We start from the raw sequence: 14,466 nt of genomic DNA, 5'->3' as shown, positions 1-14,466 counted from the left end.
ATCAATGTATTTACAGCTTCATATACTTGGGCTTACGGAACCGCATTGCATAAGGAAGCAACTTCAACCACCAGAATAAACGAGCTTTAAAAGTAGATAAAGGTCGTTTGCCTTTCCAGGGAGTCATATCCAGATACTTAAAGTATTCTCCTTTCAAAGGATGCATGCTATCATAATTCCAGGGTTTTTTATTAGTATAATGCAGGATAACAGGATGGAGCAATTGTTGATGCAATTGCTTCTTATCTTTCACTCCTTTATCCGCCCCATAACGGTAGAAACCATCCTGCATATTCCATTTTAAGGGAACAAAAAGTTTAGATTCATGCAGAACAGCATTCAAAAGATCCTGGTCATTAAAGCGGATACGCTCGGGATATCGTAAAAAATACTGTTCACATTGTTCATCTATTTTATGCTCACGCCAATAGCGCAAATTGATAAGTAGTACTCCCGCATTAAAATAAGAGAATGACTTATCATATTTCAAGATATCATAACGTTCATCTTCATTACTGCCGATATCTTCGACACAAGCAACCGAATAATTACTCATATCTGTATTCCAATACTCTGATATATCTCCAAGAATAACAATATCACAATCCAGATAAAGCACTTTATCCACCTCTTCCGGTAAAATGGCCGAGAACATACAACGGTAATAAGTAGCCATAGAAATGCGCTTACCAAACTTCTTGATAGAAAAATTATGCAACAAGTCTTCCGGAGGAAAGTAAAAGCGTACTTCATTACCATAACGACCTGCAATTGTTTTTAGTACTTCCTTATCTTTAGAAGGCAGTGTAGAGGCCACAATATGGATACAAAACTCAGATTCACGGTTATTTTCGAACAGTGAAACCAAAGTTACTGCACAGTGTACCGTAAAATTAGAGTCAATATTACATGCTATATGTATCATAGGAGAATAGAGTTTTATCAATCTTCAATATTTTGACCTGTCATCCGAAAATATTTATCCAGAACCAACAGCGATATTAACTTTTCACGACGAGGATTTCTGAACTGAGCCACATATTCATGAGCATGCTCTATGATTTGTTGAGCCTCTTCCGGATGTTCGATGTAATACTTCAACCGTTCCTCCAAATCCGTAAAATCGGGTTTAATCTCAATATAATGATAGTTAGGAATCAATTTCCCTTCCATAAACCAAGTTTCGCAAGTGGGACGCGGCATCACTGCTATCGAGTTAGAAGACATTACCCATTTCAGATTTGATGCAACATCATTCCCCTCCAATGCCATTATGAACTTATAATCCAAATGCTGACGAATCGTTTTTTTAGGAGTCATCCATGCGTCCGGTACTCCCTCATCCTTACCAACGACTCCACAGTCACACATCGGATGGTCCATATACATCTCTAAAAATAATTTACGGGTACGGCTTCGTCGTATTTTCCCTCTGAAGATAACCATATCCTTTTTAGAAGAAAAAGGCATTGTATCATTTACAAACATAAAATGCCTGAACTTATCCAGTTTCATAACAACAGAGTTATCATTGGAATCGGTCAGTAAACGGCTTTTCACAATAGACGGGAATTCCGGAGTGAAATATACATCGCCCGGGCAATATCCCCACCGAAGAGATTGTTTAAACCAACGGGTATATTCCCTGGTATCAAAAAAATATGCGGTATGAAAAAGAGATTTTTTATTGTCCGCAAGAGTTCCTAAAAAGATCAAATACCGAAATTCATTCTTTATAAAAGACTTTTCCGGCAAAGAAGAAGGAGAAGACAGCTTATTATAATAATTCACCCTCTCTTCGATATAGTCTTTATCCGAACGATACTGTAATTGAGCCAATGTACTTTTCAACTTATACCGATAAAAAGCATTCGGAATAAGCATCTTCAAAGTATTACTTATAAAATAAATAAACTTAGGAGGCTTGCCACTGGAAAGTTTATATAAAAGACTATCATTCATATCATTAAGCAGTTAAGCTAAACGTCTTTCAGCTTCATTTTTGTTTCATTAAACGTACGTTTAATGAAACAAAAATAAGACTTATTTTCTACTTGAAAAAACTAATTACAGTTTTTTATTAAGAAAACCAGAGATAAAGATTAAACAAACCTTTAATAAGCCTTTTACACCTCATACAATATAATCCATATTTCACAACATATAAAAATAAATGGCAGGTTAAAATATGATGTTTTTTAAACGTACGTTTAAAAAAACATATCAAAATCAAAGAATGATGAAATTAGTACGAATGACAGGCGGATTAGGGAATCAAATGTTCATTTACGCCTTCTATATACAAATGAAAACAATATTTCCGGAGCTTCGGATAGATATGTCTGAAATGAAGAAATATAAATTACATAACGGATATGAATTGGAAGATGTATTTTCGATCCGTCCCCAAACAATATCTGCCCACAAATGGCTTAAAAGAGTAATTGTGTATGCATTCTTTTCGATTATACGAGAAAAACCCGAAGAAGAATTATCCATTCATAAATACACACAACACAAGAGATGGCCATTAGTATATTACAAAGGATTCTTTCAATCTGAACTCTTCTTCAAAGAATCTTCAGATACCATAAGAGATATTTTTTCTTTCAACACAGAAAATGCCAATTTCAGAACAAAAGAATGGGTAAAGATAATTAAAGAACAACGTTCGAGCGTATCAATTCATATCCGAAGAGGAGATTATACATCAGCCAAAAACAAAATAAAATATGGAAATATATGCACAGAAGAATACTATCAAAAGGCAATCTCAATCATACTAAAAAAAGAACCGAAAGCATTCTTCCATATCTTTTCTGATGATGTGGAATGGACGAAAGCACATTTGAAGGTACATCATTTACCCCATCAATATATATCCTGGAATAAGGGCCCTGACAGTTGGCAGGACATGATGTTGATGAGCCTGTGTCATCATAATATAATAGCCAACAGCAGTTTCAGTTGGTGGGGAGCATGGCTAAATGCCTATAAGGATAAAACTGTTATCGCACCTTCACGCTGGTCAAACGTCAAGAAGACACCCCACATACTTCCGGAAAGCTGGATTTCGATAGATATATAACCCCAATAATAATTAAATAAACCCCATACCACTATGAAAGTATCAATTATCATCCTGAATTATAATACCTCCCGATTAACCCTAAACTGCATTAACAGTATACACAAATACCTGCCTAATGGCACTTACGAAATAATAGTTGTCGACAATGCCAGCCAGGAAACAGACTATCAACACCTTACTGAAAATCTTTCCGGTCAGGAAATTACTATTATACGCAACAAAATAAACAGTGGTTTCGGGGCAGGGAATATGGTTGGCGCAAACATAGCCCAAGGGAAATACCTCTGTTTTCTAAACAATGACACTGAGCTATTAGAGGACTGCATTAGCCCATTATGCAACTACCTGAAAGAAAATCCTCAAACAGGATGCATTACACCACAGCAATACAACAAACACCTGAAGGCAGTACCCTCATTCAATCATCCAATCGGTATTCTATATGAGATTTTAGGAAACGACATCCCGGAAAGATTATGTCCCGCCCGCTACCCCAAACGAAAAAAGAAAGTATACCAGTTTCCTATACATGCTTCATGGATCAACGGAGCATTTATGATGTTTCCTTCAGAAGTCTTCTTCAAAATCAAAGGCTTTGATACTAATATATTCCTCTATTATGAAGAGTATGATATCTGTACAAGATTATCTTATCACAACTATCAGTCAACGGTTCTGCCAACCTATAGATTTTTACACCTCCAAGGTGAATCTACAAAAGTTTATGCGTTGGCTTACAAAGAAAGGTTTATTTCAAAATTATATGTATATAAAAAGCATTCCAATTTTTTATTCTATATCATATATAAATGGATCATTATAATCAAATTATGTTTCCACTTCAGACGTTGGTATATACTGCCCACCATAATCTTAGGCAAAGGGTTGTCTCAATCAATGCGTCATAAATGACTCTTCTCAATCAGTTCCAGACATCTATCGGCATCGAATCCCCTCACTTTGGCATATTCATCTGCCAAGATAACAAACATCTCGTGTGTTCCGGGCAAGCGCTCAAAGTTCTTACAACCGGTTTCTATGTCGACTTTACCAAAACGCATGCGGTTTAAATCAATGATTTCCACTTCAATGCCTTTATCCGTTTCCCTAAAAAGAATATTCCCTCCCGAGTAATCTTTATGTAGAAAACCGTTTTCGTGTAAAGCTGCTGTGGTACGTGCTATAGCACGTAATACCTTTTCTTTGTCACCGGTAAAAGTCTCCTCTAACAGATTACGATACGTATAAGGACATTCGGACTTTAGGCTCACAAAGTAGCTACGGCCAAACAACAACCATGTTCCCGTAGAATAAAATCCAACAGGAGCAGGAGAACCAATACCTGCTTTACGCAGCATCTGTGCGTATTGATAAGAACGGCGGGCTTTAGAGGCACGAAAAGAATTATAAACAATTCGATTAATCAGGTGAGGAAGCTGATATGACTTCACTATCAACTTTCTACCATGTATTTCAAACTCTTTCAATTTATTTCTTCCTTCATATATCAACGTTCCTCCATTCTCAAAATGCACAGGTAATACACGTACAAAAGAAGATAAGTCCTGAAAATCATCTCCAACGAAGACTCTCCGAGGGTGGATTATTCGGGAAATCCGATTGATTAACCTTGACCAGGAACGCTGATAACGTAACGGCCCTCCCAATTCCCGCTCAAAGAAATCAGGATGTCGTCTATTTAGAACGTCAATCACATGCTTTTTTAGCAAACGGTCAGTAACACGTTTAGACTGTTCGCGCACCCGATAAAACAAACCTATTTCCGGCAACTTTACAACCTTTCCTCCATCCTTTAACATTGAGATCCAAAATTCCCAATCTTCACGAGCCACGATCTCCGCACAGTATCCTCCAATTCTTTCCCATTCGGACTTACGGTAAACAGCACAAGTATCCATCATATTTTTACGAGCAAGCAATGATAGCGAGAAAGGTGGTAATACCCATTCGCCCGAACGGTCTCCGAAAAACTCGGCACGTGGACAGACCACTTTTACTTCCGGATCCGACTCCAGTATATCTACAGCAGAATGAATCAATTCTTTACTAATACGATTATCAGCATCGACCGGCAAGATATATACTCCGCCTGCTTTAGAAATAGCATGATTACGAGCCGTAGCAACGCCACTATTTACTTGTGTGTAAACCCTTACATTTTCATACCGGGACTTATAGCTTTCGGCAATTTCAAAAGAACGGTCTTTCGAACCATCATCCATCACAATCACCTCAAAGTTCGGATAATCAGAAGACAGGACAGAATCCAGTGTCTCCTCCAGAAACTCCTCCATATTATATACAGGAATAACTACAGATACTAACGGCTTTGCCATACCATCAAATTTTATCCAATCCTTTAGTGAACTTCAACCAGTAATATTTAAGCGGATTCGTATATTTCAACTGTTTCCATGGACGACTACTATGCGGGCGATGCCATACAGTCAAAGTAGTAAACAGATAATTGACAAAACCTTTTTCAAGTGCCTGATGGGAAATAGTTACATCAAACCAATTCTTTTCCGGATTCAAAGAATGAAAATCAAAAGCACGCAGAAAGTCGGTTGTCAGCAAAGAACAGCAGAAACTAAGATGTTTCTTTTCCGGAAACACCTGATTTTCTTTGCCTTTCGCATATAAATAGGGATAATTAATTACCTCGTTCTCATCTACTGTCACAGCAGCAGCTATTCCACAGTTTTGTCTGGACCGCGCACCATCAAAAAGAGCCTGTAAAGTGTGTTTTTTCACAATCACATCAGATTCAACGATCAGCAAGCCTGCTTCAGCGGCAACAGCCTTTTCTTGTGCCATCTGAAGCACCAGCAAATAATTGGGAGAAGGATGAGAAGTGATCTCGGACAGATTAATTAACTCAAATCCCATCGCCAGGGATGCTTCCTTCAGTCGTTTCGTGTTTTCATCGGTGCTGAAATCATTATAAATAGTATAATGAAAAGGAACGGTGAAATCTGATTTTAAAATAGCCTCAGCTGTTTGCAACGTCAACTCAATAGAATCTTTTACCGGAGTAATAATGTGGATACACTTCATTATTGATATAAATTGTCTAAGTTCAAACTTATCGTAATGCGCATTACCGGGCAAATCTATGCAATATTTTCCATATAGCCAATCTTTCCTGCTTTTTATTTCCTACCTTTGCATGCAAACCCCTGATCAATCATGAAAGTTATTGTAGACAACAAAATACCTTACATCAAAGAGGCTATTGAGCAAATAGCCGATGAAGTAGTATATGCTCCGGGAAAAGATTTCACCCCGGAACTGATACATGATGCCGATGCATTAATTATCCGCACACGTACGCATTGTAACCGTTCACTGCTTGCCGGAAGCAAAGTAAAATTTATCGCAACCGCTACAATAGGATTCGATCATATCGACACAGCCTATTGCCGGGAAGCAGGTATCACATGGACCAATGCCCCGGGATGTAATTCGGCATCCGTTGCACAATATATCCAATCTGCCCTGTTCATTTTACAACAAACCCATGCAATGAAGTTGCATCAAATGACCATTGGCATCGTAGGCGTAGGAAATGTAGGAAGCAAAGTAGCTGATGTAGCCCGAAAATTAGGAATGCGAGTAATGCTGAACGATCTTCCCAGAGCAGAAAAAGAAGAAAGCACAATGTTCACTACTTTAGAGAATATAGCCAAAGAGTGTGACATAATCACATTTCATGTACCTTTATATAAGGAGGGAAAATATAAAACTTATCATTTGGCAGACAAACACTTCTTCCGTTCACTGAAAAAGGGGGCGATAGTCATGAACACCTCACGCGGTGAAGTTATCGAAACAGAGGCACTGCTCGATGCTCTTCAGTCAGGTACCTTGTCCGATGCTGTCATTGATGTATGGGAACATGAACCGGATATCAATCTTAAATTATTAGAGAAAGTAATTATAGGCACTCCTCACATCGCCGGATATTCCGCAGACGGAAAAGCAAACGCAACCCGAATGTCACTTGAAGCCTTATGCCGGTTCTTCCGGATTGGAGCCGGCTATCAGATTGTTCCTCCGGAACCGGAAAACAAAATAATTTCCGCAACAACTTATGAAGCGGCCTCCCTGCAAATTTACGATCCCCGACGGGACAGCGATGCACTAAAGACCCATCCGAAGCTATTTGAACAACTCCGGGGAGATTACCCATTAAGGAGAGAAGAAGGAGCATATAAGATTAATATCGGTTGATTTACTATTTAACCCTGATAATGCCGATCCTCAATAAGAGGATATTAAATATCGCATGAGGCTGTGGTGAAAAGAGTTTCGACACAACCTCATACGATACTATAAAACATTTCCTCAGAAAACCAGCTCTATAAGAAGGTATTTACGGTTTGTTCTATGATCCTGGGAAACCATTCATATTCCAATGCATGAACTTTTTTAGCCACTTCCGCAGGGGTATCTCCGGGAAGTACTGAACATTTAGCTTGAAAAATGATACTTCCCTCATCATAATGCTCGTCTATATAATGTATAGTAATACCACTTTCGGACTCTCCTGCCATTACCACCGCCTCATGCACCCGATCGCCATACATCCCCTTTCCCCCAAACTTAGGTAAAAGAGCCGGATGAATATTTATAATTTTATTAGGATAAGCATGCAAAAGTGCATCCGGTATACGCAACAAGAAGCCGGCTAACACTATCAGGTCAATCTGATGTTCACGCAGCAAATCCAAGATGGATTCCGCTATTTCCCAATCAGACTTCGGAAAAGCCCTACAGGGCACTCCTAAACGATGTGCACGCTCCAAAACATACGCGTCCTTCCTGTTAGAAAGAACTAATTTTACCCTGACTGAATCATTTCCCTCGAAATACCGGATAATGTTTTCAGCATTTGTACCAGAGCCGGAAGCAAAAATAGCGATGTTTTTCTCCATAATCAGACCTTTTAGTGCACAAAACAGTGAAAAATGTGCAAAAGATTGCATTTATTTAATCAAAAATTTGCGCAGGACGATAAATATTTATTCCTTTGCACCGCAAATTTAAAGAAATAAAACTAATTATTAATTAAAAACTTAAAGTTATGTCTGAAATTGCATCAAGAGTGAAAGCGATTATCGTCGATAAATTGGGCGTAGAAGAATCAGAAGTTACAGAAACAGCAAGCTTCACTAACGACCTGGGAGCTGATTCTCTTGACACTGTAGAACTTATCATGGAATTCGAAAAAGAATTCGGTATCTCTATTCCTGATGACCAAGCTGAAAAGATTGGCACAGTACAGGATGCTGTAGCTTACATCGAAGAACACGCTAAGTAATTCGATTTCATCAGTATGGAATTAAAGAGAGTTGTAGTAACAGGTCTGGGCGCCATTACTCCTGTTGGCAATACTGTCCCGGAATTTTGGGAAAACCTCGTGAACGGGGTTAGTGGAGCAGGACCTATTACTCATTTCGATGCATCGCAATTCAAGACTCAATTTGCATGTGAAGTGAAAGGCTTCGATGTAACTCAATATATCGACCGCAAAGAGGCACGTAAAATGGACTTGTACACACAGTATGCCGTTGCCGTTGCCAAAGAAGCGGTTGCAGACTCGGGTCTTGATATCGAAAATGAGGATTTAAACAGAATCGGCGTTATTTTTGGTGCCGGTATCGGTGGTATACGTACATTTGAGGAGGAAACAAGCAATTATGCCCTTCACAAAGAAAACGGTCCCAAGTATAATCCGTTCTTCATCCCTAAGATGATTTCAGATATTGCTGCCGGACAGATTTCTATTATGTATGGTTTCCACGGCCCGAACTACGCAACTTGTTCTGCATGTGCAACTTCTACTAACGCCATCGCCGATGCATTCAACCTGATCCGTCTGGGTAAGGCAAACGTGATTGTATCCGGTGGTTCGGAAGCCGCTATCGCAGCAGCCGGTGTAGGAGGTTTCAACGCTATGCATGCATTGTCAACTCGTAACGACGAACCACAATCAGCATCTCGTCCGTTCAGCGCGAGCCGCGACGGTTTTGTAATGGGTGAAGGTGGAGGATGTTTGATTCTTGAAGAACTTGAACATGCAAAAGCCCGTGGCGCAAAAATATATGCAGAAGTAGCCGGTGTAGGTATGTCTGCTGACGCTCACCACCTGACAGCATCTCATCCGGAAGGACTTGGTGCAAAACTGGTGATGATGAATGCCCTGGAAGATGCAGAAATGGATCCTAAAGAAGTGGATTACATCAACGTTCACGGTACATCCACTCCGGTGGGTGATATATCGGAAGCCAAAGCAATCAAGGAAGTATTTGGCGAACATGCTTTTGAGTTGAATATCAGTTCAACCAAATCAATGACAGGTCACTTGTTGGGTGCTGCCGGTGCGGTAGAGTCTATTGCAAGTATCCTTGCCATCAAGAACGGCATCGTTCCTCCGACTATCAATCATGCCGAAGGTGATAACGACGAGAACATCGACTATAACCTTAATTTCACGTTCAACAAAGCACAGAAACGTGAAGTTAACGTTGCCCTTTCGAATACATTCGGATTTGGTGGTCACAATGCTTGTGTAATCTTCAAGAAATACGCTGAATAAAGTCGTGTTACGTAATAAAATAGATAAGATAAGGCTCCTGTTCTGTAAGGATAGAGAGTCTTATTTTTGTTTTTATCGCATACTTGGATTCTATCCACGCAACATCCGGCTATACGAGCAGGCTCTCCTGCATAAATCGACAGCTGTACGTTCGGAGAAAGGACGTCCGTTGAACAACGAACGCCTGGAATTCCTTGGTGACGCCATTCTTGACGCCATCGTAGGGGATATTGTCTATCAACATTTTGAAGGTAAAAGAGAGGGATTCCTGACAAACACCCGTTCTAAAATAGTTCAGCGTGAAACATTAAATAAACTGGCTGTCGAAATAGGCCTGGACAAACTTATCAAATATTCTACACGTTCTTCTTCCCACAACAGCTATATGTATGGGAATGCGTTCGAAGCTTTTATTGGAGCCATTTATCTTGACCGGGGATATGAATGTTGCAAACAGTTTATGCAGAAGAAAATCATCGAGCCCTATATAGATCTGGACAAACTCTCACGCAAAGAGGTGAACTTCAAGTCTAAACTGATTGAATGGAGCCAGAAAAACAAGATGGAAGTTTCTTTCGAATTAATAGAACAGTTCCTTGACAAAGAGAATAATCCCGTGTTTCAGACAGAAGTCCGGATTGAAGGCATACTCGGAGGAGCCGGTACAGGATACTCCAAAAAGGAATCACAACAGAATGCCGCACAGATGGCCCTCAAAAAAATCAAAGGAGATCCTGAGTTCATGGCAGGTGTACAAGAAGCCAAAGTACAGAATAATATCTCCACAGAAGATACACCCGACGATCCTGAAATAAACCAGACAGAGGAATCTCCGCAAGTTGATAAAATAACATCAACTGAAAATATCAGTATATAATCTAAACACCTCCGATTATTATCCGAAGCATATTCCCATCCTGCGCCCTTGTACCACAAGGTCATGTTCTTCAGTCACTAATTTCAACTTTCCGGCTACTTCTTCTAATGCAACGGAAGATATTTCATCACCTTTCAATGCAATCATACGTCCAAACTGCCCATTAGCAATCAGCTCCGTTGCATGCCCTCCCATTCGGGTAGATAAGTTACGGTCGAAAGGTGTAGGTGAGCCACCGCGCTGAATATAGCCAAGCACCGTTTCACGCGTCTCAATACCTGTCTCATATTCAATTTCCTGGGCGATGTATTCGGCAGCACGCTTACGCCCATCAGTCTGGATACCTTCGGCAACGACCACAATCGAATAAGGTTTCCCCTTTTTTAAACGATTTAAAATTGTATCCCCTATATTTTTTATATTATAAGGTATCTCCGGAACCAGGATTACATCTCCTCCTCCTGCCATACCCGAGTATAGAGCAATCCATCCTGCTTTATGCCCCATCACTTCGATTACCATCACCCGCTTGTGAGAGCTTGCCGTAGAGTGAAGCCGGTCGATAGCATCTGTAGCAATGCTCACTGCCGAATCGAATCCGAAAGAGATATCCGTACCCCAGATATCATTATCGATCGTCTTAGGAACAGAAACGATATTAATTCCCATCGCTGCAAATTTTGCGGCAGTCTTTTGCGTACCATTTCCACCGATACACACCACGCAATCAAGTCCCAATTCAGCAATATTACGTTGTATCAGCGCCGGTTTATCCACATCCGAAATAATACCTTGCTTACGGAACGGCTTCTCGCGTGAAGTTCCCAACATAGTACCACCCAGGTTTAGCAATCCGGACAAGGATTTTTCAGTAAACGATTCTACCTCTTTCGTCAGCAATCCCTGAAAACCACTGTGAATCCCCACAACTTCCATTCCATAATGATTAATGGCCGTTTTACACACCCCGCGAATCGTAGCGTTTATGCCGGGGCAATCTCCTCCGGATGTAAGAATTCCGATCTTCATTGCTGCTCTTTTTTTATTGAATATTACGTATTTAAAAGAAAAAAGTTACCCATCTGTCTGCAAAAGCATGACATATCTTCACTTTTAACTATTATTTCCGTCGTAAAGATAGAAAAAAAAGATAATTAAGGCTATTTTTGCACGACTAAACATTATATGTTAAAGAGCAATGAATATTACAAAGATTATAAGCAAAGTATTTGATTCCCGTTTAAAAGCCATAGATCTTTATGATACACAAGCCGGAGATATACAGCACCGGGTATTGACCCGTCTCGTAAAACAGGCAGAAAATACTGAATGGGGAAAGAAGTATGATTATAAATCTATCCGCAATTACGAAGACTTTAAAAACCGACTCCCCATACAAACCTACGAAGAAGTAAAGCCCTATGTGGAACGTCTCCGTGCAGGCGAACAAAACCTATTGTGGCCTTCAGAAATACGCTGGTTTGCAAAATCCTCGGGCACCACAAACGATAAAAGCAAGTTTCTTCCGGTTAGCAAAGAGGCCTTGCAGGATATTCATTACCGGGGAGGAAAAGACGCGGCCGCAATCTACTTCCGCATGAATCCCGACAGCCGTTTTTTTTCCGGTAAAGGACTGATTCTGGGAGGCAGCCATAGTCCGAACCTGAACTCCAACCATAGTCTGGTAGGTGACCTTTCAGCCATATTGATCCAGAATGTAAGTCCGCTGATCAACCTGATACGTGTGCCAAGCAAGCAAATAGCATTAATGGACGAATGGGAAACCAAAATTGAAGCTATCGCCAACAGCACCATACCGGTAGATGTAACCAATCTTTCGGGTGTTCCTTCCTGGATGTTGGTCTTAATCAAACGTATTCTTGAAAAAACAGGCAAGCAGACCTTGGAAGAAGTATGGCCCAATCTGGAAGTATTCTTCCATGGAGGCGTCGCTTTTACCCCTTACCGTGAACAATATAAGCAAGTCATTCATTCTTCTAAAATGCATTATGTCGAAACCTACAATGCATCGGAAGGCTATTTCGGGACACAAAACGATTTCTCCGACCCATCTATGTTATTGATGATTGACTATGGTATTTTCTACGAATTTATTCCTTTGGAGGATGTGGAAAAAGAGAATCCCCGCACCTATTGCCTTGAAGAAGTAGAGCTAAATAAAAATTATGCTATGGTGATCTCCACTTCCTGCGGATTATGGCGGTACATGATCGGGGATACTGTGAAATTCACCAGAAAGAATCCGTATAAGTTCGTCATTACAGGACGTACCAAGCACTTCATCAATGCTTTTGGTGAAGAGCTGATCGTAGATAATGCAGAAAAAGGGCTTGCCAAAGCATGTGCTGAAACTGGTGCTCAAGTCAGCGAATATTCCGCTGCCCCCGTATTTATGGATGAAAATGCCAAATGCCGTCATCAATGGCTTATTGAGTTTGCCAAAATGCCCGATTCCATCGAAAGATTTGCGGCGGTACTGGACACTACACTGAAAGAAGTAAACTCCGACTACGAAGCAAAACGATGGAAAGATATCGCTCTCCAACCATTGGAAGTGATTGTCGCACGCAAAGGACTTTTCCATGACTGGTTAGCTCAAAAAGGGAAATTAGGTGGTCAGCATAAAGTACCGAGACTCAGCAATACAAGAGACTACATTGAAGAAATGATTGCTTTGAATAAACAATGAACGATAATCGATAAACGATGAACGATGAATGGGCTGTGTGCTATCCGCATACGATTCATCGTTCATCATCCATCGTTATAATCCCTCCTCCCAACAACAAACCATCCTTATAGAAAGCGGCTGCTTGTCCTTCTGCAATGGCGGACAAAGGTTCGTGTAGTTGTATATGTAATAATCCCTCCGGAGTGATTGTGACAGAACAATGGTTTTCCTGTTTCCTATAACGTATTCTCACAATAATATCATCATAGCCCAGCAGGTGGGATTCATTGACTATATTCCAGTCTTTCAACCACATCTCTGACTTTTCAAGGGACTTTAAAGGAGCCAATATCACTTCATTGGTTTCAGGATGGATCTCCTTTACAAAAACAGCACGGTTCAGTTGGATGCCTAACCCCCTGCGTTGCCCTATGGTATAAAAAGGATATCCCTCATGCCAGGCAATAAAATTGCCGCTTTCATCGAGGAATCTGCCTTTGCCCACTTCCCGGATTATTTTATTGCTCCTGTCGCCTCCCGCATCGCAAAGATGCTTTTTCAGAAAACTACGGTAATCAAGTGGACAGAAACAAACCCCAATGCTATCTTTCTTTTTTGAAACTTTCTCAAAACCTCTTCCGGCAGCATAAGCACGTGCTTCAGGTTTAGTCATCTCACCCATCGGAAGCAACATACGTTGCAAAATATCCTGTTTTAATCCCCACAGAAAAAATGACTGGTCTTTATCCGGATCTGCGGCAAGCGTAATATAATAGCTTCCGTCCATCCATTTCTTTCTCACATAATGACCGGTAGCTAAATAGAAAATACCCATTTCATCGGCAATCTTGGCCAACAAAGGCCATTTTAACCAGTTGTTGCAAAGAGTACAGGGGACCGGAGTATGTCCGGCCATATATTCATCGATAAAGTAATCAACAATTTTCTTCCGGAAAATCTCACGCGCATCATAAGTGATGTGTTCGATACCTAAGCGAGTTGCTAATGCACGGGCATCTTCCAAGTATTCCGTAGAATCATTAAACTCATAGAAACGAAAGGTAACTCCCGTTACTTCATAACCGGCTTCAAGTAATAGCATGGCAGCCACAGAGCTATCCGTACCACCGCTCATTCCCAATAAGACTCGTTTGTTTTCCTCCATCATACCGCAAAATTACATA

At 40.4% G+C, this 14,466-nt stretch carries 14 protein-coding genes; 7 read left to right on the top strand and 7 right to left on the bottom strand.

The features are described 5' to 3' along the window. Nucleotides 1-10: 10 nt before the first annotated feature. Nucleotides 11-925, bottom strand: coding sequence for a glycosyltransferase family 8 protein (locus DBK98_RS05295; RefSeq protein WP_032536482.1), 915 nt, complete (start codon nucleotides 923-925; stop codon nucleotides 11-13). A gap of 17 nt (nucleotides 926-942) precedes the next feature. After that, nucleotides 943-1,962: a glycosyl transferase family 90 gene (locus DBK98_RS05290; RefSeq protein WP_005812245.1), complete on the bottom strand. Its 1,020-nt coding sequence runs from the start codon at nucleotides 1,960-1,962 to the stop codon at nucleotides 943-945. A 226-nt stretch (nucleotides 1,963-2,188) separates the two neighbouring features. Between DBK98_RS05290 and DBK98_RS05285 the strand changes: the two genes are divergently transcribed. Both DBK98_RS05285 and DBK98_RS05280 read left to right on the top strand, forming a co-directional pair. After that, on the top strand, nucleotides 2,189-3,088 hold the full coding sequence (locus DBK98_RS05285) for an alpha-1,2-fucosyltransferase (protein ID WP_080714554.1): 900 nt from the start codon (nucleotides 2,189-2,191) through the stop codon (nucleotides 3,086-3,088). A 33-nt stretch (nucleotides 3,089-3,121) separates the two neighbouring features. Next, nucleotides 3,122-4,003, top strand: coding sequence for a glycosyltransferase family 2 protein (locus DBK98_RS05280; protein WP_032536483.1), 882 nt, complete (start codon nucleotides 3,122-3,124; stop codon nucleotides 4,001-4,003). On the opposite strand, the gene DBK98_RS05275 is transcribed toward DBK98_RS05280, so the two are convergent. Next, a complete protein-coding gene (locus tag DBK98_RS05275; RefSeq protein ID WP_080714555.1) occupies nucleotides 3,994-5,448 on the bottom strand; it encodes a glycosyltransferase in 1,455 nt (484 codons plus the stop codon). The two genes, DBK98_RS05280 and DBK98_RS05275, sit on opposite strands and share 10 nt — an antisense overlap. Nucleotides 5,449-5,452: 4 nt before the next feature. Continuing rightward, on the bottom strand, nucleotides 5,453-6,169 hold the full coding sequence (locus DBK98_RS05270; protein WP_032536484.1) for a glycosyltransferase family 2 protein: 717 nt from the start codon (nucleotides 6,167-6,169) through the stop codon (nucleotides 5,453-5,455). Nucleotides 6,170-6,301: 132 nt separating this feature from the next. Between DBK98_RS05270 and pdxB the strand changes: the two genes are divergently transcribed. Then, the gene (gene pdxB / locus DBK98_RS05265) at nucleotides 6,302-7,345 is read left to right on the top strand and encodes a 4-phosphoerythronate dehydrogenase PdxB (RefSeq protein ID WP_032536485.1); all 1,044 of its coding nucleotides are present in this window, start codon (nucleotides 6,302-6,304) and stop codon (nucleotides 7,343-7,345) included. Between the two features lie 128 nt (nucleotides 7,346-7,473). Here pdxB and purN read toward each other — a convergent pair whose 3' ends face one another. After that, entirely contained in the window at nucleotides 7,474-8,100 is a 627-nt protein-coding gene (gene purN, locus DBK98_RS05260) for a phosphoribosylglycinamide formyltransferase (protein WP_032530640.1), read from the bottom strand. Between the two features lie 98 nt (nucleotides 8,101-8,198). On the opposite strand from purN, the gene DBK98_RS05255 reads away from it, so the two are divergent. The 3 genes from DBK98_RS05255 to rnc are packed head-to-tail and all read left to right on the top strand — an operon-like array spanning nucleotide 8,199 to nucleotide 10,590. Next, nucleotides 8,199-8,435: an acyl carrier protein gene (locus DBK98_RS05255; RefSeq protein ID WP_005779510.1), complete on the top strand. Its 237-nt coding sequence runs from the start codon at nucleotides 8,199-8,201 to the stop codon at nucleotides 8,433-8,435. Between the two features lie 15 nt (nucleotides 8,436-8,450). Then, a complete protein-coding gene (gene fabF, locus DBK98_RS05250; protein ID WP_005779512.1) occupies nucleotides 8,451-9,713 on the top strand; it encodes a beta-ketoacyl-ACP synthase II in 1,263 nt (420 codons plus the stop codon). 4 nt (nucleotides 9,714-9,717) lie between these two features. Next, entirely contained in the window at nucleotides 9,718-10,590 is an 873-nt protein-coding gene (gene rnc, locus DBK98_RS05245) for a ribonuclease III (RefSeq protein WP_005812257.1), read from the top strand. A gap of 18 nt (nucleotides 10,591-10,608) precedes the next feature. On the opposite strand, the gene DBK98_RS05240 is transcribed toward rnc, so the two are convergent. Next, entirely contained in the window at nucleotides 10,609-11,619 is a 1,011-nt protein-coding gene (locus DBK98_RS05240; protein WP_005779516.1) for an ATP-dependent 6-phosphofructokinase, read from the bottom strand. 169 nt (nucleotides 11,620-11,788) lie between these two features. On the opposite strand from DBK98_RS05240, the gene DBK98_RS05235 reads away from it, so the two are divergent. Beyond that, entirely contained in the window at nucleotides 11,789-13,300 is a 1,512-nt protein-coding gene (locus DBK98_RS05235; RefSeq protein ID WP_005779518.1) for a GH3 auxin-responsive promoter family protein, read from the top strand. A gap of 55 nt (nucleotides 13,301-13,355) precedes the next feature. Here DBK98_RS05235 and mnmA read toward each other — a convergent pair whose 3' ends face one another. Further along, a complete protein-coding gene (gene mnmA, locus DBK98_RS05230; protein ID WP_032536507.1) occupies nucleotides 13,356-14,447 on the bottom strand; it encodes a tRNA 2-thiouridine(34) synthase MnmA in 1,092 nt (363 codons plus the stop codon). Between the last annotated feature and the right edge of the window lie 19 nt (nucleotides 14,448-14,466).

The sequence above is a fragment of the Bacteroides sp. PHL 2737 genome (assembly GCF_004115325.2).
Classification (GTDB): Bacteria; Bacteroidota; Bacteroidia; order Bacteroidales; family Bacteroidaceae; genus Bacteroides; species Bacteroides hominis.
The sequence above is the reverse complement of the archived record's forward strand: the minus strand, read 5'-3'. Positions and strand labels throughout refer to the sequence as shown.